This is a genomic window from Mycobacterium sp. RTGN5, from assembly GCF_033804465.1.
Taxonomy (GTDB): domain Bacteria; phylum Actinomycetota; class Actinomycetes; order Mycobacteriales; family Mycobacteriaceae; genus Mycobacterium.
In genome coordinates, this window is sequence record NZ_JAPZLA010000008.1 from 146,158 (window position 1) to 164,884 (window position 18,727).

The following is an 18,727-nucleotide window of genomic DNA, read 5'->3' on the forward strand; positions in this document are numbered from 1 at the left end:
GGCACATCCGCGATCAGTATCCCACACCACACACACTGTTCGGACGACAGTGGCGCGGGAAGTGCGCTCAGGCGCTCGGAAACCAAAGGCCGATCTCGCGCTCGGCGGACTCTGGCGAGTCCGAGCCGTGCACGAGATTGAACTGCGTTTCCAGGCCGAAGTCGCCGCGGATCGTGCCCGGTGTGGCCTTCTCCACCGGATCGGTTCCGCCGGCGAGCTGCCGAAACGCCGCGATCGCACGGGGGCCTTCCAAGATCGCCGCGACCACCGGAGCCGAGGTGATGAATTCCAGCAGCGAGTCGAAGAACGGCTTGCCGTCGTGCTCGGCGTAGTGCGCGCGGGCCAGCTCGTCACTGACCTGCTTGAGCTCCAGGGCAGCGATCGTCAGGCCTTTGCGTTCGATTCGGCTGATGATTTCGCCGATCACCCCGCGCTGGACGCCGTCGGGCTTGATCAATACCAGGGTCCGCTCGCTCACGGCGCACAGCGTACCCGTCACGGCAGGCACATCGAGTGTCCGGCTACCCCACTATCGGTGACCCGTACTCGACTCCGCTCCAGCCCCTTGGCATCGCCGAGGGCGGACTTTAGCGTTCGCCTTATCGGTAAAAACCACTTTTCACAACGGGGGAAAACATGAGAAACGACAACGACTTCGTACGCCGGATGCGCCGGGTACCGGGTGGAATGCTGCTCGGCACACTGGCTGCTGGCGCGCTGGCCACACTATCCGTTAGTTCGGCCGGGACCGCTGGCGCCAGCTGTGCGTCTCTCAACGGCTTCAACGTCGGTTCCGGTTGCCACACAACAGATTTCGGCGATTTTGCACTTGGCATCGGCAACGTCAACTCCGTCAGCGCGAGCGGCGGCTTCAACACTGCGATCGCATTCGGAAACGGCGCCTCCGCGAGCAGCACCGGTCGGTTCAACGTCACGTTGGCGGCGGGAACGGATGCCTCCGCTCGTGCGACCGGGACGCTCAACCGCTCGGTGGCCATCGGGAATCGAGGCAACAACGTCTACTACGGTACGAACGACTACACCTTTGCCAGGACGACTGGGTCGATGAACTCGGCGTACGCCATCGGCAACGGCAATACGGCCATCGTGGCATCCGGTGACCAGAATCCGCTGAAGGGGCCGGGCTTCAGTACTGCGATCGCGGTCGGAAGCGGAAACGCGGCCAGTGCGCGCAACGGCTCGGTCAAACTGAGCATCGCCGCCGGTTCCCGACACAAGGCGCTCAACGGAGTGAACAACGGCACCTATCCGTAACTCGTACGGTTCACTGGGGCGGCTGCTGACCAGGCAGCCGCCCTTGCCGCTGTCGGCGCAGGACCTCGACGCGCAGGTAGGCGATGATCCCCCAGACGATCGCGAACACCACTCCGACCATTCCGACGGCGGGGTACACGAAGAACCCGGCGACCAGGATGAGCTGGACGCCCAGGTTCAGCCACACTGCCCACGACCGGCCCTGCACCCCGGCCAGCAGGACCAGGAACACCGCGAAGCCGACCAGGTAGGCCGTCGACCAGGCGGTGAGTCCGCCGCCGACCATGTTGACCACAGGCAGCGCCAGCAGGACCACGATCGCTTCGAGGATCAGGGTGCCGGCCATGACGCCGCGGAAACTCTTCCAGGGGTCCGGAGCCGCTGGGCCGGCGACATCGGGGTCAGTTGCGGGCACCTCGGGCGTGTCGCTCATTGCGGGTCCTTCCCGAACAGGGTGCGCCCGGCGCCGGCCGTCACCACGGAACCCGTGATGACGATCCCGGCTCCGGAGAATCCGTCGGACTCGGCCGCGGAGTCCTCGACCAGCGCGGTGGCGACCTCGATGGCGTCGGGCATCGTCTCGGCGCGCAGCACCCGGTCCGGCCCGAAGATCTCCTCGGCCCGCATCGCCAGTGCTTCGACCTCGAGCGCGCGGGGCGAGCCGTTGTGCGTGATGACGACCTGGTCGAACGCCGGCTCGAGCGCGCTGAGGATGCCGGTGACGTCCTTGTCCCCCATCACCGACAGCACCCCGACGAGGAACCGGAAGTCGAACTCGGTGTCCAGTGCGTCGGCGAGTGCCGCGGCACCGGCGGGGTTGTGCGCGGCGTCGACGAATACCGTCGGCGCGCTGCGCATCCGCTCGAGTCGCCCGGGGCTGGCCGCCGCGGCGAATCCGGCCCGCACCGCGTCGACGTCCAGCTGCCGGTCGGCGCCGGCTCCGAAGAACGCTTCGACGGCGGCCAGTGCGACGACGGCGTTGTGGGCCTGATGCTCGCCGTGCAGCGGCAGGAAGATATCGGAGTACGTCCCGCCGAGGCCCTGCAGCTGCAGCACCTGCCCGCCGATGGCCACCTGGCGGTCGAGTACGGCGAACTCGGAATCCTCTCGGGCCACCGAGGCATCAGACTTAACCGCCTGGGCCAGAAGCACTTCCATCGCCTCAGGGGCCTGGCGGCCGATGATCGCGACGGTGTCGGTCTGCACCAGATCACCGCGTGGGGCACCGATGATGCCGGCCTTCTCGGCCGCGATCTGGGCGACGGTGTCACCGAGGTACTCGGCGTGATCGATGCCGATCGGGGTGATCACCGCGACGGGTGCATCGACGACGTTGGTGGCATCCCAGCGCCCGCCCATCCCGACCTCGACGACGGCGACGTCGACGGGGGCGTCAGCGAAGGCGGCGAACGCCATCGCGGTGAGGACTTCGAACTTGCTCATCGCGGGGCCATCTTCAGCCTGTGATTGAGCGTCGACCATCTGCACGAACGGTTCGATCTCGCGGTAGACCTCGACGTAGCGCGCCGGGCTGAGCGGCTCGTTGTCGATGGCGATGCGCTCGACAGCGGACTGCAGGTGCGGGCTGGTGGTACGCCCGGTCCGGCGACTGAACGCGATCAGCAGCGCATCGACCATGCGGGCCACCGACGTCTTGCCGTTGGTCCCGGCGATGTGGATGCACGGGTAGGCCAGCTGTGGTGAGCCAAGCATCTCCATCAGTGCCTCGATGCGCGTGGTGCTGGGCTCCAGCTTGGTTTCCGGCCAGCGCTGGTCGAGCAGATGCTCCACCTGCAGCAGCGCAGCGATCTCGGCAGGTGTGGGCGGTTCGGCCTCATCCCAGTCGAGTGGCTCCGTCATGCCAGCGCCGCCAGCCGCGCGGTGATCCGCTCGACTTCCTCGCCGGCCAGCTGCTGACGGCCACGAATCTTGGCGACGACGTCGTCGGGCGCCTTGGCCAAGAACGCCTCGTTGCCGAGTTTGGCTGTGGTGCCTGCCAATTCCTTCTGCGCGGCGGCGAGGTCCTTCTCCATGCGGCGGCGTTCGGCGGCCACGTCCACGGTGCCCGAGGTGTCGACCTCGACGTTGACGGTGCCGGCCGAGAGCCGCACCTCGATGTGCGCGGTCGGGGTGAAGTCCGCACCCGCGGTGGTCAGCCAGGCCAGTGCGGTGACCGGGGCGACCTGACCGCCCAAACCGGCCTCATCGACACCCGACAGCCGGGCGGGCACCCGCTGCCGGTCGGCCAGCCCCTGATCGCTGCGGAATCGCCGGATCTCGGTGACCAGCTTCTGCACATCGGCGATCCGTTGGGCGGCAACCGGATCGGCCGCGATCCCGGAGGCCGTCGGCCACTCTGCGATCACCAGTGACTCGCCGCCCGTTAGCGCCTTCCACAACGTCTCGGTGACGAACGGCATCACCGGGTGCAGCAGCTTGAGCAGGGTGTCCAGCACCGCGGCAAGCACCGCCGTTGTGTGAACGGTGCCCTCCTCTTGTGCGAGCTGGACCTTCGCCAGCTCCAGGTACCAGTCACAGAACTCGTCCCAGGCGAAGTGGTAGAGCGATTCGCAGGCCCGGCTGAACTCGTAGCCGTCGAGGGTCGAATCCACTTCGGCCCTAACCTCTTCCAGCCGGCCAAGGATCCAGCGGTCGGCATCGGTGAGCTCGGCGGCGTCCGGCAGCGGCGCCGGTGCGGCGCCGTTCATCAGCGCGAAGCGGGTGGCGTTGAACAGCTTGGTGGCGAAGTTGCGCGAGGCCCTGGCGGCGTCGTCACCGATGGACAGGTCGCCACCCGGGCTGGCACCACGGGCCAGGGTGAACCGGAGCGCGTCGGCACCGAACTGTTCCACCCAATCCAGCGGGTCGATGCCGTTGCCCTTCGACTTGCTCATCTTGCGGCCGTGCTCGTCGCGGATCAGCCCGTGCAGGAAGACGTTCTCGAACGGCACCTGCGGCCCACGCGCGCCGTCCAGCGTGATCGTCTCATCGCCCGACACGAACGTGCCGAACATCACCATGCGCGCCACCCAGAAGAACAGGATGTCGTATCCCGTTACCAAAACGCTTGTCGGATAGAACTTTTCCAGCTCCGGGGTACGGTCGGGCCAGCCCATCGTGGAGAACGGCCACAGCGCCGAGGAAAACCAGGTGTCCAGCACGTCGGGGTCCTGCTCCCAGCCCGCCGGCGGTGTCTCATCGGGCCCGACGCACACCTGCTCGCCATTGGGGCCGTGCCAGATCGGAATGCGGTGGCCCCACCACAGTTGCCGCGAGATGGTCCAGTCGTGCATATCGTCGACCCAGCCGAACCAGCGCGGCTCGAGACTCTTCGGGTGAATGACGATGTCGCCGTTGCGCACCGCATCACCGGCCGCCTTGGCCAGTGATTCGACCTTCACCCACCACTGCAGGCTCAGGCGCGGTTCGATCGGCTCGCCACTGCGCTCAGAGTGCCCGACGCTGTGCAAGTACGGCCGCTTCTCGGCGACGATCCGGCCCTCGGCGGCCAGCGCCTCACGCACCGCGACCCGCGCCTCGAAACGGTCCATGCCATCGAATCGTGTTCCGGTGTCGGCGATCCGACCCTTGGTATCCAGCATCGTCGGCATCGGCAGGCTGTGCCGCACCCCGATCTCGAAGTCGTTCGGGTCGTGCGCGGGGGTGACTTTGACTGCGCCGGTGCCGAATTCGGGGTCGACGTGCGCATCGGCGACGATGATGATGTCACGTTCCAGGAACGGATGCGGCAGCGTCTTGCCGACCAGGTGCCGGTAGCGCTCGTCGTCGGGGTGCACCGCGATTGCGGTGTCACCCAGCATCGTCTCGAGCCGGGTGGTGGCCACCACGATGTGCGGTTGCGCGTCATCCATCGACCCGTACCGGAACGACACCAGCTCGCCTTCGACGTCCTCGTACTTGACCTCGAGGTCGCTGATCGCGGTCTCCAGCACCGGCGACCAGTTGACCAGCCGCTCGGCCTGGTAGATCAGGCCTGCGTCGTAGAGCCGCTTGAAGATCGTGCGCACGGCCCGGGACAGGCCCTCGTCCATGGTGAACCGGTCCCGGCTCCAGTCGACGCCGTCCCCGATCGCACGCATCTGGGCGCCGATGGTGCCGCCCGATTCACGCTTCCAATCCCACACCTTGTCGACGAACAGCTCGCGGCCGAAGTCCTCTTTGGTCTTGCCGTCCACGGCGAGCTGTTTTTCGACCACGCTCTGGGTGGCGATACCGGCGTGATCCATCCCCGGCAGCCACAGCACCTCGTAGCCCTGCATGCGCTTACGCCGGGTCAGCGCGTCCATCAGGGTGTGGTCGAGCGCGTGACCCATGTGCAGGCTGCCGGTGACGTTCGGCGGCGGCAGCACGATCGAATACGGGGGCTTATTGCTTGTGGCGTCGGCCGTGAAGTAGCCGGCATCGACCCAGCCCTGATAGATCTGCGCCTCTACCGCCCCCGGTTCCCACGACTTGGGCAGGGCGTCGGCGCGAGAGTCGTCAGTGGTGGTCACTCGACAATTCTAGGAACGCGCGATGCGCTACTTCCGTCCGCCCAGCAATCCACCCAGGATGTCGCCGATGGCGCCGCCCTGTTTACCGCCGAGCACATTGCCCAAAATGTTGCCGAGCGGGTTGTCTCCCCCGCCGAATCCACCGCTCGCCCCGCCGAGGATGCTGCCCAGCACATCGCCGAGCCCACCGCCGGACGTCCCGCCCGCAGCCGAGCCGCCGGAAGCCTGCTTGCCCAGATAGGCCAGCACGATGGGGATGAGGATCGGCAGCAGTTTCTTGATCAGGTCGCCACTGCCGGCACCCGATCCCGCCAGGGCCGAGGCCACCTGGTTGGTGTCGTTGCCGCCGAAGATCCGCGCCACGAACTGTTCGCCCGCACCGGTGTCGACCTGGTCGACGTTCACGCCGCCGTCGAGCAACCCGCTGCCGCCCTCGGTGGCGATGGCCGATTCGAGCGTGCTGGAGTCGATGTCGTCAGAGACGACGTTGTGCTGGATACCGCCGACCAGGGTGGGCACCAGGGTTTGGATCGCCTGGTTCACGTCCCCTTCGGAGGCGCCAAGCCTGCTGGCGATATCCGCCACGGGAATTTGACTCATAAGATCGTCGAGACCGGCCATGGTGTCCACCTTCATCGCTGGATTGTGCGGCTCTGTACGCCGACCCTAGTCCTCGAGACGGACCGTCTCCAGGGAAATCCCTGCGGCCGCAAACCGGTCGAGCAGGGCCTCGCCCATGGCCGCGGCGGGCGTGAGCACACCGCGCAAATCGGAGAGCTTGTCGCGGTCGAGTGCCAGCGCCAGCCCGCATTCGCCGAGCATCACCGACGTGGCCTTGTACCCCGGGTCGCCCTGCTGGGCGATGGTGGCCCGGTAGCGCACACCGGTCGTGGTGGTCGTGTAGGTCTCGGCGCGGTAGTGGCCACGTTCGCGGGTCTGCTCGCTGGGGCCGGTGCCGGGTTTGGGGACGACGCGCTCCACCAGCCGGCGCGGCAGGAACCGGAAGAACCGGCTGCCGAGCGCGACGACGCCGTTGTTCGCGACACTGGCCACCGCCGAGGCCACCGGCGCGACGACCGAGGAGCCGACGCTCATGTTCTCCGCGTAGCGGAACCTGCGACCGTAGGCGTAGCGCAGAAGCGCGTTGCTGCGCCGCACGATTCGGGTGTTGTAGAGCGCCATCACGAAGCCGGTCGTCCACACCCCGGCCAGCTCGGGCGCGATGTTGCCGCCACGCCGCCACGGCAGGTCGGGCTGCGGCCCGAGCTCGGGTTCGACGGCCCGATCCTGGGTCAGTGTGTACGGGTCCTCCAGCATGCGCCGGGTGTTCGGGTCGTTGGAGGAGGCGCGGAAGACCTCGACCATCGAGGCGGCGGTGCCGCCCGATATCCCGCCGAGGAGGTTGCGGATTACGAAGTCCGTGTCGCCGAGCTCGCCGGTGCCGTCTTGCTGGACTCGCCGGTGGAGCGCGAACACGCTCATATCCGAAGGGACAGAATCGAATCCGCACGCATGCACGATCCGCGCGCCGGTGTCGACGGCCTGCTTGTGATAGTCGTCGATACTCTGCCGCACGAACATGGCCTCACCGGTGAGGTCGGCGTAGTCGGTGCCCGCCGCCGCACAAGCGGCCACCAACGGCAGGCCGTAGCGGGTGTACGGCCCGACGGTGGTGATGACGACACGGGTTCGCGCAGCCATGTCGTTGAGCGACGACGGGGACGCCGCGTCGGCGATCAGAATCGGCCACGACTGCGCCGATTCGCCCAGCCCATCACGCACAGCCAGCAGCTTGTCGGGCGACCGGCCGGCCAGCGCGACCCGGACATCTCCGCCGGCGCGGGCCAGGTAATCGGCGGTGAGCTTGCCGACGAATCCGGTGGCCCCGTACAAGACGATGTCGAATTCCCGCTGCGCTGCCGTCATGAGCGCCAACATACCGGCGAATTCAGCCAAGGGTTTCGGGCAACTGCGCCCGCTCCCCCAGCACGTGCTCGGCGAGGAACGCCGTGACCACCTGGTACCAGATCTTGGCGTGCTGCGGGGACAGCACCCAGTGGCTCTCGGACGGGAAGTAGAGAAACCGGTGTGCGGAAGTGCCGTCATCGGCGGCGGGCAGCCCGGATTCGGTAAGAAGTTCGTACCACAGTCGCAATGCCTCGCCGATGGGCACGCGATAGTCCTTGTCGCCGTGGATCACCAGCATCGGGGTGGTGATGTGCTCGACGAAGCGATGCGGTGAATTCGCTTGTGCCATAGCCGGTGTCATCTCGCGGGTCCAGTAGTAGGCGCCGTCGGTGGTCGGGCCGAATTGGTCGAGGGCCCACAGGCTGGCGTGGGTGACGATCGCCGCGAAGCGGTCGGTGTGGCCGGCCACCCAGTTGGCCATGTAGCCGCCGAACGAGCCGCCCATCGCCGCGGTGCGCGTGGCGTCGATCCGGGGGTCGGCCACCGCGGCGTCGACAGCGGCCATCAAATCCTCGTACGGCGGCCCACCCCAGGCACCCCAACCGCGCTGAATGAACTGCTGCCCGTAGCCGGTGGACAGCGCGGGGTCCGGCAGCAGCACCGCATACCCGCGCGCGGCCATCAGCCAGGGATTCCATCGCCACGACCACACGTTCCAGCTATTCAGCGGTCCACCGTGAATCCACAGCAGCAGTGGCGCAGGTTCGTTTGTTGTCGGTAGCACCAGCCAGGACCGCACCGGCGTGCCGTCGTCGGCAGTGGCAACGATCTCGGTGAGTTCGCCTGGTAATACGGGCAGTTCCACGCACGGCAACACGGTGAGCGCACCGGACGGGTCGATGCGCACCGGGTGCGGGGGCGCCGCATAGGAGGTCCGCAGTGCGTAGATGATGCCGCCAGGCGCGCCGATGACGGCGGTGTAGCTGAAGTCGTCGGTGGTGATCTGCCGGACATCGCTGTCGAGGCCGATCTCGAAGATCGGGCAGCGGCCGTTGTCGTCAGCGGTGACCAGCAGCGCCGCGCTGTTCTGGGCCCACGTCACCGAGGCCGGCCAGCGGTCCCATCCGGTCGCCAGCTCAGCCCACTCCCCCGACTCCAAGCTCAAGTGGCACACCGTGATTCGCGGTGCTTGCTCAGGCGTGGATACGCTTTCGCGGGTGAACGCCACGCTCGTGCCATCCGGTGAGATGGCCGGGTGCTCCAGGTCGGCGGCGAGGTCCTCGGCGATCACGGCACGTTCGCCGGTCTGCAGGTCGATGCGCATCAGCACCGACCGCAGCGCCGCACGTGGGGCGGCCACCTGCCAGGCGGCGACGGCGAATGTGCCGTCCGGGCTCACCACGAAATCGGCATCGGCAAGCGCAGGCCCAGGCTGGCGAGTCAGGTCGGTGAGGCCACCGTCGGCGGCGACGCCGAACAGGTGGGTCTGGCCGGGGCCCAGATCCTTGTCCCACTGCCGCACCGGATAGCCGGTGTGCAGGATTGCGCTGATCTTGTTGTCCTTGCGCAGTTTTCGCAGCCGCCGCTCGTCGTCGACAGTGTCGGCCGACGGCAGCAGCGGCGCACCGACCACCACGGTGGCTGCGGCGCGGGCGGAGCGCACGGCGGTGATCCCGCCGGGCAGCTCCGCCAGCTGAACGGCCTCCCCGCCCGCGGCGGGCAACGTCCACAACGCGGCAGGCGGCTTCTCGTCGTCCTCGGTCGGCCGCACCGAGGTGAAGAGCAGATCCCCGTCAGCGGTGAAGGTCGGCGCGGCTTCGCCTTTGGCCCCGCGGGTCAGCCTGCGGGCCGGCGCCACCCCGGCGGGATCCAGCTCCCATACCGCGGTGACGTATTCGGTCTTGGCGGCATTGAGTTCGGCCACGGTGGTGACCACCCGGGATCCGTCCACCGACACCGCCAGTCCGGAGACCCGCGGCAGGGCGAGGTAGTCGTCGAGGTCGTCGAATGGGCCCGTGGTCATCAGCACACGTTACGTTTTACGCATGGCCGAGATCGCTGTCGTCGGAGCGGGGATCGCCGGGCTGGCCACCGCTGTCGCACTCCAACTACGCGGCCATTCCGTCACAGTGATCGAAGAGCGGACCAACACCGCCTCCGGCGCCGGCATCAGCATCTGGCCCAACGCGCTCGCTGCGCTCGACCAGCTCGGCCTCGGCGACCAGGTCCGGACGGCCGGCGGCCGGATCACGGCGGGCGCGATGCGCTGGAAGGACGGCAGCTGGCTGCGCCGCCCGTCCGGCGAACGGATCGTCACCGCGCTGGGCGAACCCTTGGTCATCCTGCAGCGGGTCACATTGCGCGACATCCTGGCCGGCGCGCTGGCACCGGGCACCATCGTCGACGGGCTGGCGGTCCGCGAGCTGAGCACCCTCGCCACCGGGGTTCGTCTGCACCTGACGGATTCCTCGTCGCGCGACGTCGACGCGGTGGTGGGCGCGGACGGCACCGGCTCGGTGGTGGCCCGCCATCTCAACGGCCCGCTGCCCCACCGCTACGCCGGGTACACCGCATGGCGCGGGGTGTCCTCGCTGGCGATCGACGCCGATCTGGCGGGCGAGACCCTGGCGGCCGGGCTTGAGGTCGGCCACGTCCCGATGGGGCCGGACCGGACGTATTGGTTCGCCACCGAGCGCGCGGCCGAAGGCGCCACGTCCGCACAGGGCGAGCTTGCCTATTTGCGCACGAAGCTCGCCTCGTGGGCCGCGCCGATTCCGGCGATGCTGGCAGCCACCGATCCTGCCGAGGTGTTGCGCAACGACCTCTACGACCGCAAGACCGCCAAGCACTGGGCGGTCGGGCCGGTGGTGCTGGTGGGCGATGCCGCCCACCCGATGCGCCCGCACCTGGGCCAGGGCGGCTGTCAGGCGCTCGAGGATGCCGCGGTGCTCGGCGCGTTCGTGGATCTGTCTACCGACCTGCCCAGCGCGTTCACCGGATTCGAGGCATTCCGTCGGCGGCGAGTGAGCGCGATCGTCGCCGAATCCCGGCTGATCGGCCGGCTGGTCAATCTGCGACCGGTGGCACTCGGCGCGCTGGCCAGCCGGGCCACCGTGGTGCTGCCCGAGTCCGTGGTAACCCGCCACCTGGCGTCGATCGCGGCCGGCTCGGCCTTTCGGCTGCCCGGTATCGGTTAGTGCAGGCCGAGGGCGTTGGCGATGGCGCGGCCCGGATCGTGGAAGGCCTGGCACATCTTGTTGAAGTCGACGGACTTGAACGGGCCGCTCAGGACGTTCGAGCAGGTGCCCTGCGCCGGGGCCGGGGCAGCGCCACCGGAGACCGGGGTGGCGAAGGCCGGGGTACCTGCGGCCTGGCCGCAGGACGGCCACGCGCCCATGCCCTGCTTGCGGGCGACGTTCTCGGCGACCCGGATCTGCTCTTCACGGGTGGCCTGATGCGGGGTGCCGGTGCCGCCGTTGGCGGTCCAGGTCGCCTGCTTGAACTGCAGGCCACCGGAGAAACCATTGCCGGTGTTGGCGCCCCAGTTGCCGCCGGACTCGCACTTTGCCACCGCGTCCCAGTTCACGCCGCTGTCGGCGCTGGCATTTCCGCAGTTCAGAACGAATCCGGCCAGGGCCAGCGCTCCGGAGATTACTGCGAGGGTGACGATCCTGCGCAAAGTGCTCATTGGTATTTCCCTTCCCGACAAAGGGGGCACTGGTGTGCCGCTGTGAGGTGAATCGCACCTTGTGATGCAGCCGTTACAGGCGTGTCGGTTGTTTTTTCTGAGAAATTTGATAAGGAAGTGCCCCTAGAGACAAGAGTGGCGCCGAGTCCGTAGACCCAGCGCCACTCTTGAAGCGTCAGCTCAGCCGCGACGGCCGCAGACCGGCCATGCTCCTCGGCCCTGGCTACGCAGGACGTTCTCCGCCACGCGGATCTGCTCATCGCGCGACGCCATGTGCGGGGACCCGCCGCCACCGTTGGCACGCCAGGTGCCCATGGTGAACTGCAGGCCGCCGAAGTAGCCGTTGCCGGTGTTGATTGCCCAGTTGCCGCCGGACTCGCACGCTGCGACCGCGTCCCAGTTCATGCCGTCAGCAGAGGCGGTACCGGTACCGAGGACCATCGGTGCCACCACGGCGGCGCCGCCGATCGCGGCCATCCCGAAGGTGCGTGCGAGTGAGATGCGGACGTTCTTCAACAGTTTTCCTTTCGCCGTGCAAGCGCCGAATGCCATCCCGTCGCCACCGGACGAGGTACAGCCCGTTGCCGGACTGCTGGAATTCGGGTCGCGCCGTCTCGGTCGGGCACGACAGCGTGGCCGGCTGGCATCACCCCGGGCCCCGTTCAACCGGTGATGCACCGAAGGCCCTGAGGACCTTCCGGCCCCGCACACACGCAGGGTTCCAATGTGTGGAGTTATAGGTGGAGATGTTTGCTCCCAAAGGGATCGGGTAGGAACCTACGGAGCCAATCGAACGAAGTCACATCAACGACACGCCTATATCGGTTCGATAACAGGATGATCACGACCAGAACCTATGAGTTATCTATGCAGGTCAGCGCCGTGTTTTGTGACCAGGCATTTCATTGACCTGCCCGTCAATTTTGTGAGCTAAATCACGCACTATTTGTGGTCTGGACCACAGATTTTGATAACGCGACCCACAGGTGTGATTGCTCAGAGGCGCCCGGCACGTGCTTCCTTGGCCCGGAAGCACCTGGGGGGCAGATTTCATTAGCTGGATACCGGGCCCGGATCGCGTCGATCACCAAGGCCAAATCCCTTGCTCGAAGCCGGTTTTCAGCAATTCCTGCCGGACGGCCGAGTTGCGCGCCGATTTACCGTGGAACGCCCCACCCGGTCGTCAGCGCCAGAATGCCTTGGCGGCCAGGCGTGTTCGACACAGCGGGAATCATGGCCGAAGCCGGCCCATCGGTGAGATCGCCACGCCATTTCCCACTGGCCCGAGACCGGGCCGAAATGGCGGGATATCGCAGCGTTCTCGGTGCGCTGCCGGGTGAAATACGTTCTGGCTCAGCGGATCCTGCAGACCAAAGACTGCGAATGAACAGGCTATGTCGCAACGATAAATGGCGTCTTTCAATTAGCACCCGAATTGAGCGCTTTTGCCAGTTTATCGAGCTATTTGCTGCTGCAGATCCGCCGGGGAATTGACGTTGGCCAGCGCCGGGCCAGCCGGGATCACGACCCGCTGGGTGACGACCGTCTCGGCAAGCGCCCGCATACTGCGATCCCCCGCGGCGACCAACGCGTCGATGTGGTCGGCGAGGTCGGTGCGGTAGACGCCGGCCAGGTAATGATCGCGGCCGTCCCACGGCAGCACGATGTCGACGCCCCGGTATTCGGCCAGCTCGTCGATGACATCAGTGGTCAGGAAGGGCATGTCGACCGCGCACACGAACGCCCGCTCCAGGCCGCCCGCCGCGGCCGCCCGAAGCCCGCGGCCGGTGGCCAGCAGCGGCCCCACCCCGCGAATCTCGTCGCGCAGCACCTCGGCGTCCAGCGCAGGAAGCGCCTGACCAGGGGCGGCGATCACGAATACCGGCATGCAGCGGGACCGTAGGACGCCGACGGTGTACTCCACCATCGTGGTGTCGGCGTCGGGATGCGCCAGCGTGGCCTTGTCGCGGCCCATGCGGCGCGACGCCCCACCAGCCAATACAACGGCGGCCAGCGGGGCGGGCGTGCTCACGGCTCGGTCTAGGCCCGGCTAGTCAACGGTCCAGGTGTCGCGACCGCGCAACAGCGATTGCAGCGCAAGCCGGTCATGCGGCGTGGCCTCGCGTGCCATCCGAACCTGATCGCGGGCGGCGTCGTCGTACGACGGCCGGCTGACCTGGCGGAAAATGCCCATCACGGTGTGCTCGAGGTTCTGCTCGGACAGCCGCGACAGCGCGAACGCGTAGGCGGAATCGGCAGTGGCCGCGTCATGCACGACGATCTCGCTGGCCGCGACATCGGCTGTCTTCGCGACATCCAGCCCGAATCCACTCTTGACCACGCAGTACTCGCCGTTGGCGCCGAACGTCACCGGCTCACCCTGGCGGACGTTGATGATCCGCTCCTCGGCGCCTTCCTTGCGGAGCAGGTCGAAGGAACCGTCGTTGAAGATCGGGCAGTCCTGCATGATCTCGACCAGCGCGGCACCACGGTGTGCTGCGGCGCCCTTCAGCACCTCCGTCAGACCCTTGCGGTCGGAGTCCAGCGCCCGGCCGACGAACGTCGCCTCGGCGCCCAGCGCCAGCGACACGGGGTTGAACGGATAGTCCAGCGAGCCCATCGGGGTGGACTTGGTGACCTTGCCGACCTCCGAGGTCGGCGAGTACTGACCCTTGGTCAGACCGTAGATCCGGTTGTTGAACAGCAGGATCGTGATGTTGACGTTGCGACGCAACGCGTGGATCAGGTGATTGCCACCGATCGAGAGGGCATCGCCGTCACCGGTGACCACCCAGACCGACAGGTCCGGGCGGGCCAGCGCCAGCCCGGTGGCGATGGTCGGGGCGCGACCGTGGATCGAGTGGAAGCCGTAGGTCTCGAGGTAGTACGGGAAACGGCTCGAGCAGCCGATGCCGCTGACGAACGCGATGTTCTCGCGGCGCAGCCCCAGCTCCGGCAAGAAGTTGCGGATCGTGTTGAGGATGACGTAGTCGCCGCAGCCCGGGCACCAGCGCACCTCTTGGTCGGTGGTGAAGTCCTTGGCTTTTTGCGGCTCGTCGGTGGTCGGCACCCATGCCGTTTTGGACACTCCAGGTGCCAGCAGATCCGAGCCGATCAGGTCAGTCATCCGTTCACTCCCGCGCCAATAGTGCCTGTACTCACGGTAGCTGCCGCAAGCCTGGCAAATTTCGCTTTGTCGCTTTCCTTTTCAGCAAGCGTTCCGTCCAGGGCGGCATCGATGATGCCCTCCAGCTCATCCGCCAGGAACGCCATGCCCTCTACCTTCGTCACCGAGTGGATGTCGACCAGGTACGTGCCGCGCAGCAACAGCGACAGCTGACCGAGGTTCATCTCCGGAACGACGACGTTCGGGTAACTGCGCAACACGTCGCCGAGGTTCGCCGGCATCGGATTGAGGTGGCGCAGGTGAGCCTGGGCAACCTTGATCCCGCGGCGGCGCGCCCGTCGGATCGCTTCACCGATCGGGCCGAACGAACTTCCCCAGCCCAGGATCAGCAGCTCTGCATCGCCGGTCGGGTCGTCGACCGTGATGTCGGGCACCTTGATTCCGGCAATCTTGGCCTGGCGCAACCGGACCATGAGGTCGTGGTTGGCCGGCTCGTAGGAGATGGCGCCGGAACCGTTGGCCGACTCCAGGCCGCCGATGCGGTGCTCGAGACCGGGGGTGCCAGGGACCGCGAACTGGCGGGCCAACGTCTCCGGGTCGCGGGCGTAGGGCTGGAAGTCCTCGCCGGCCTTGGCCAAATTCGTATCGATCGGCTCGAAGGAGTTGACGTCCGGGACCCGCCACGGCTCCGAGCCGTTGGCGATCGCACCGTCGGACAGCAGGATGACCGGCGTCCGGTAGGTCAGGGCGATGCGGGCGGCCTCGATGGCCACCTCGAAGCAATCCGACGGCGTGCTGGCGGACAGCACCGCGACCGGCGACTCGCCGTTGCGGCCGAACATCACCTGCAGCAGGTCCGCCTGCTCGGTCTTGGTGGGCAGGCCGGTGGACGGGCCGCCGCGCTGCACGTCGATCACCAGCAGCGGCAGCTCGGCCATCATGGCCAGGCCGATGGCTTCGGACTTCAGCGAGATGCCGGGGCCCGACGTGCTGGTCACGCCAAGGGCGCCACCGTACGACGCACCGATCGCGGCGCCGACGCCGGCGATCTCGTCCTCGGCCTGGAAGGTCAGGATGTTGAAGTTCTTGTGCTTGGACAGCTCGTGCAGGATGTCCGACGCCGGGGTGATCGGGTAGGTGCCGAGCACCACCTGAATGTCAGCGAGCTGACCGGCGGCGATCACGCCGTAGGCCAGCGCGGTGTTGCCCGAGATCTGCCGGTACTCACCGGGCGCCAGCTTGGCCGGCGCGATCTCATAGGTGGTGCCGAACGCCTCGGTGGTCTCGCCGTAGTTCCAGCCGGCCTTGAGCGCCAAGACATTCGCCTCGGCGACGTCGGTCTTCCGGGCGAACTTCTCGCGGATGAACGTCTCGCTGGTCTCGATCGGCCGGCCGTACATCCACGACAGCAGCCCGAGCGCGAACATGTTCTTCGCGCGCTGGCCGTCCTTCTTGGTCGCCCCGATTTCCTCGACGGCGCCGAGGGTCAGCGTGGTCATCGCGACGGCCTGCACGACGTAGTCGGAGAGCTCGCCGCTCTCCAGCGGGTTGCTTTCGTAGCCAACTTTCGCGAGGTTGCGTTTGGTGAATTCGTCGGAGTTGGCGATCACCAGACCACCGCGCGGCAGGTCGGCGATGTTGGCCTTCAGCGCCGCGGGGTTCATGGCGACCAGGACGTCGGGACGGTCACCGGCGGTGAGGATGTCGTAGTCGGCGATCTGGATCTGGAATGACGAGACGCCGGGCAGCGTGCCCTGAGGCGCGCGGATCTCCGCGGGGTAATTCGGTTGGGTCGCAAGGTCATTGCCGAAAAGCGCGGCCTCTGTGGTGAACCGGTCACCGGTCAGCTGCATACCGTCACCGGAATCACCGGCGAATCGGATGACGACCTTTTCCAGCTTTTGCCGGTTGCCCGTAGCACCGTTGCCGTTGGGACCCACGTCCCCGCCTTTCGTTCTGTACCGCCGGGTGTGAATTCCGCGTCGCCGTCAGGGAGGACGCGCCGACGAAATCGACAGCCCAGGAGTTGCTGTCACTCGCAGTACCGATTATTGCACTTTCTTAGGCAAGCCAGACCACGGCCGCACGTTGACACGCCGCCCGGCCTGCGCGGAAGTCACAGCTCACAGACACGGGGCACGGCCAGATGAGACAAAAGTGTGTCGTTCGTCACTTTTCGAGAACGGCGTTCTCTAAGAGAAGAACTACTCGCTGGTAGCTCTCAGTTACCCGCGCGCCGCGTGGCGTTTCTCGAGTTCGCCGGCGACGAGTTCACTGGCCTCTTTCGCCGCGGCGCGAGGGTCGGCGCCCGCCGCACGATTGGCCACATAACAGGTGGTGAACATGTCGCCGGCCCCGGTGGTCTGCACGCCCTCCACCCGCCAGGCCGCAGGCACTCGCACGCAGCTGTCACCGGTATAGATGTCGCATCCCTCGGACCCGTAGGTCACCAGGATCTCGGGCACACCGAGGCGCGCGGCGGTCGTTTCGTCGAAGGGCCCGTCGGCGACGATGACGGCCTCGTCCTCGGCCAGCTTCAGGATGCTGAGGTGGGCCAGCAACTCCGGCGGGTAGTGGCGGTCCACGACCAGCGGTCCGAGCCGGTCGGCGCGCACCAGGCCCTGACCGTCATAGGCGACCCGGTGGCCCCGCTGCGCCAGCAGCGCCAGGGTCTTGGCGGGAAAGTCGGTGCGCAGCAGCGGCGCGAGGTGCACCCACGTCGTGTCGGGGTCGGCGGCGTCGATCTCCGCCGAGCCCCACACCGGACCGATGGCCTCCACCGACATGTGGCGATGATCGAGATCCTCGTAGTCCAGCCGGAACGAGCTCGTGCGGTCCGCCGTCAGGATCCGGATCATCGACCCGAATCGCTCCAGCAGCGGGTCGAAAAGGGGCCGGTCGTCCGCTGCGGCCAGCGCGACGATGCCGCCCGGTGCGCCGGCGGCCGCCATGGCCACACCGGAGAAGGACGCGCAGCCGCCGGGGGTCCTCGGGCCGCCGTTGATCACGTCGATGGCCAGGTTGCCCAGCACGGTCACGCCGGCCACGAGCTCGGCGCGCTGTTCTGGCACGAAATGTCTCCTCGTCAATGGTGGCGCATTCATCGTCGCCGTCGGCGCGCGATGGTAGTCGGGAATTCCTCGAATCAACGACTCGTCGAGTTCAGCCGGGCAGGTTGTACGGAGTGATCACCTGGATCGGGACGGGGCGCGCGGGCTCGCTGGGCAGCGCCCCCTGCTGCTGCAGGATCAGCCGCATGGCGAGGCGCGCGTCGGCACGTAGGTCGTTGTGCAGCACCACCGAGATCCGGCCCTCCCGCAGCAGCCGCCGGTTGTCGGCGTCCAGGTCGTGGGCAACAAACACCCGGCAGCGGCGACCGATCCGGTCGAACGCCGCGACGGTCGCGGTGTTGCCGCCACCGACCGAATAGACAGCCTCCACCTCCGGATGCCGATCGAGGGCGTCGAGCACCAGACGCTGGTTGGTGGCGTCGATACCGTCGCTGCCGCTGACCTCGACGATGCCGCGCCCGGACTTGCGCAACGCGGTCCGGAAACCGACCTCCCGCTCAGCTTCTCCGCGAAAAACCGTGCGGCTCAACGTGATCAGCACGTCAGCGGGCGCCTCACCCAGCCATTGATCCATCAGGTACGCCGCGGTGACGCCGGCACCGTGGTTGTCGATGCCGACGTAGGCGCAGCGTGCGCTGGACGGAATGTCGGTCGCGTAGGTCACCACGGGAACACCCGACGCCACCAACCGGTCGACGGCCTCGGCCACCTCGGGATCGTCCTGACCCTTGAGCACCACGCCGTGGCTGCCCTTGATCCGCGCGAGCGTCTCCACCGTCTGCTCCGTCGACCCGGACTCCCACAGGTGGAAGCGCGCACGCAGCATGGCCGGCGCGAACGCGGGTAACTCCGCTTCGACGGCGGCGCGGAAGGTGTCGGAGAACCGCTGCGGCGTCTGCATCACCACGTCGAACAGATAGCGACGCCCATTGAGCCGCAGTTGGGCTCGCTGCTTTTCCAGGTCCTCGATCGCCCGGGTCACCTCGGCGCGGGTGGCCTCCCGCACGCCCGGCCGATCGTTGAGGACGCGGTCGACGGTGGCCTCGGACAGTCCGGATTGCTGGGCGATCTCGCGGACCTTGAATCGGTGCGCCATGGGCTGCACCCTATCTTGCTGATGGGTTTTTGATGGCTTTCTGGTGTT

Annotated in this window: 15 protein-coding genes and 1 pseudogene; 2 read left to right on the forward strand and 14 right to left on the reverse strand. The window is 67.3% G+C overall.

The window, feature by feature from the left end; all coding sequences use genetic code 11:
- Positions 1 to 67: 67 nt before the first annotated feature.
- Positions 68 to 478: a nucleoside-diphosphate kinase gene (gene ndk / locus SLQ31_RS28000; protein ID WP_319437445.1), complete on the reverse strand. Its 411-nt coding sequence runs from the start codon at positions 476 to 478 to the stop codon at positions 68 to 70.
- 158 nt (positions 479 to 636) lie between these two features.
- Here ndk and SLQ31_RS28005 point away from each other — a divergent pair, with 158 nt between their 5' ends.
- Entirely contained in the window at positions 637 to 1,275 is a 639-nt protein-coding gene (locus SLQ31_RS28005; RefSeq protein ID WP_319437446.1) for a hypothetical protein, read from the forward strand.
- 10 nt (positions 1,276 to 1,285) lie between these two features.
- On the opposite strand, the gene SLQ31_RS28010 is transcribed toward SLQ31_RS28005, so the two are convergent.
- Genes SLQ31_RS28010 through SLQ31_RS28035 form a run of 6 tightly spaced genes read right to left on the reverse strand, consistent with a single transcriptional unit; the run spans position 1,286 to position 9,720 of the window.
- The gene (locus SLQ31_RS28010; RefSeq protein WP_319437447.1) at positions 1,286 to 1,708 is read right to left on the reverse strand and encodes a DUF4233 domain-containing protein; all 423 of its coding nucleotides are present in this window, start codon (positions 1,706 to 1,708) and stop codon (positions 1,286 to 1,288) included.
- Entirely contained in the window at positions 1,705 to 3,135 is a 1,431-nt protein-coding gene (gene folC, locus SLQ31_RS28015; protein ID WP_319437448.1) for a bifunctional tetrahydrofolate synthase/dihydrofolate synthase, read from the reverse strand. Before folC ends, SLQ31_RS28010 begins: the two co-directional genes overlap by 4 nt.
- Complete coding sequence (locus SLQ31_RS28020) at positions 3,132 to 5,789, reverse strand: valine--tRNA ligase (RefSeq protein WP_319437449.1); 2,658 nt, start codon at positions 5,787 to 5,789, stop codon at positions 3,132 to 3,134. The genes folC and SLQ31_RS28020 overlap by 4 nt, the downstream gene beginning before the upstream one ends.
- Positions 5,790 to 5,816: 27 nt before the next feature.
- Positions 5,817 to 6,410, reverse strand: a complete 594-nt coding sequence (locus SLQ31_RS28025) for a DUF937 domain-containing protein (RefSeq protein WP_319437493.1) — start codon at positions 6,408 to 6,410, stop codon at positions 5,817 to 5,819.
- 45 nt (positions 6,411 to 6,455) lie between these two features.
- On the reverse strand, positions 6,456 to 7,715 hold the full coding sequence (locus tag SLQ31_RS28030; RefSeq protein WP_319437450.1) for a trans-acting enoyl reductase family protein: 1,260 nt from the start codon (positions 7,713 to 7,715) through the stop codon (positions 6,456 to 6,458).
- 22 nt (positions 7,716 to 7,737) lie between these two features.
- On the reverse strand, positions 7,738 to 9,720 hold the full coding sequence (locus SLQ31_RS28035) for a prolyl oligopeptidase family serine peptidase (protein ID WP_319437451.1): 1,983 nt from the start codon (positions 9,718 to 9,720) through the stop codon (positions 7,738 to 7,740).
- 22 nt (positions 9,721 to 9,742) lie between these two features.
- Between SLQ31_RS28035 and SLQ31_RS28040 the strand changes: the two genes are divergently transcribed.
- Positions 9,743 to 10,894, forward strand: coding sequence for an FAD-dependent oxidoreductase (locus tag SLQ31_RS28040; RefSeq protein ID WP_319437452.1), 1,152 nt, complete (start codon positions 9,743 to 9,745; stop codon positions 10,892 to 10,894).
- On the opposite strand, the gene SLQ31_RS28045 is transcribed toward SLQ31_RS28040, so the two are convergent.
- The 7 genes and pseudogenes from SLQ31_RS28045 to SLQ31_RS28075 all read right to left on the reverse strand — a co-directional run bounded on the left by SLQ31_RS28045 (position 10,891) and on the right by SLQ31_RS28075 (position 18,679).
- A complete protein-coding gene (locus SLQ31_RS28045; RefSeq protein WP_319437453.1) occupies positions 10,891 to 11,385 on the reverse strand; it encodes a transglycosylase family protein in 495 nt (164 codons plus the stop codon). The genes SLQ31_RS28040 and SLQ31_RS28045 overlap by 4 nt on opposite strands.
- Before the next feature lie 180 nt (positions 11,386 to 11,565).
- Positions 11,566 to 11,799, reverse strand: a pseudogene (locus tag SLQ31_RS28050) (transglycosylase family protein); the annotation flags it as partial.
- Between the two features lie 1,039 nt (positions 11,800 to 12,838).
- On the reverse strand, positions 12,839 to 13,417 hold the full coding sequence (mobA, locus tag SLQ31_RS28055; RefSeq protein ID WP_319437454.1) for a molybdenum cofactor guanylyltransferase: 579 nt from the start codon (positions 13,415 to 13,417) through the stop codon (positions 12,839 to 12,841).
- An 18-nt stretch (positions 13,418 to 13,435) separates the two neighbouring features.
- The gene (locus tag SLQ31_RS28060) at positions 13,436 to 14,512 is read right to left on the reverse strand and encodes a 2-oxoacid:ferredoxin oxidoreductase subunit beta (protein WP_319437455.1); all 1,077 of its coding nucleotides are present in this window, start codon (positions 14,510 to 14,512) and stop codon (positions 13,436 to 13,438) included.
- Positions 14,509 to 16,452 carry a 2-oxoacid:acceptor oxidoreductase subunit alpha gene (locus tag SLQ31_RS28065; protein ID WP_319437456.1) on the reverse strand — a complete coding sequence of 648 codons (1,944 nt, stop codon included), beginning with the start codon at positions 16,450 to 16,452 and terminating at the stop codon, positions 14,509 to 14,511. Before SLQ31_RS28065 ends, SLQ31_RS28060 begins: the two co-directional genes overlap by 4 nt.
- A 285-nt stretch (positions 16,453 to 16,737) precedes the next feature.
- A complete protein-coding gene (locus SLQ31_RS28070; protein ID WP_319437457.1) occupies positions 16,738 to 17,583 on the reverse strand; it encodes a PfkB family carbohydrate kinase in 846 nt (281 codons plus the stop codon).
- A gap of 91 nt (positions 17,584 to 17,674) precedes the next feature.
- On the reverse strand, positions 17,675 to 18,679 hold the full coding sequence (locus SLQ31_RS28075; RefSeq protein ID WP_319437458.1) for a LacI family DNA-binding transcriptional regulator: 1,005 nt from the start codon (positions 18,677 to 18,679) through the stop codon (positions 17,675 to 17,677).
- Between the last annotated feature and the right edge of the window lie 48 nt (positions 18,680 to 18,727).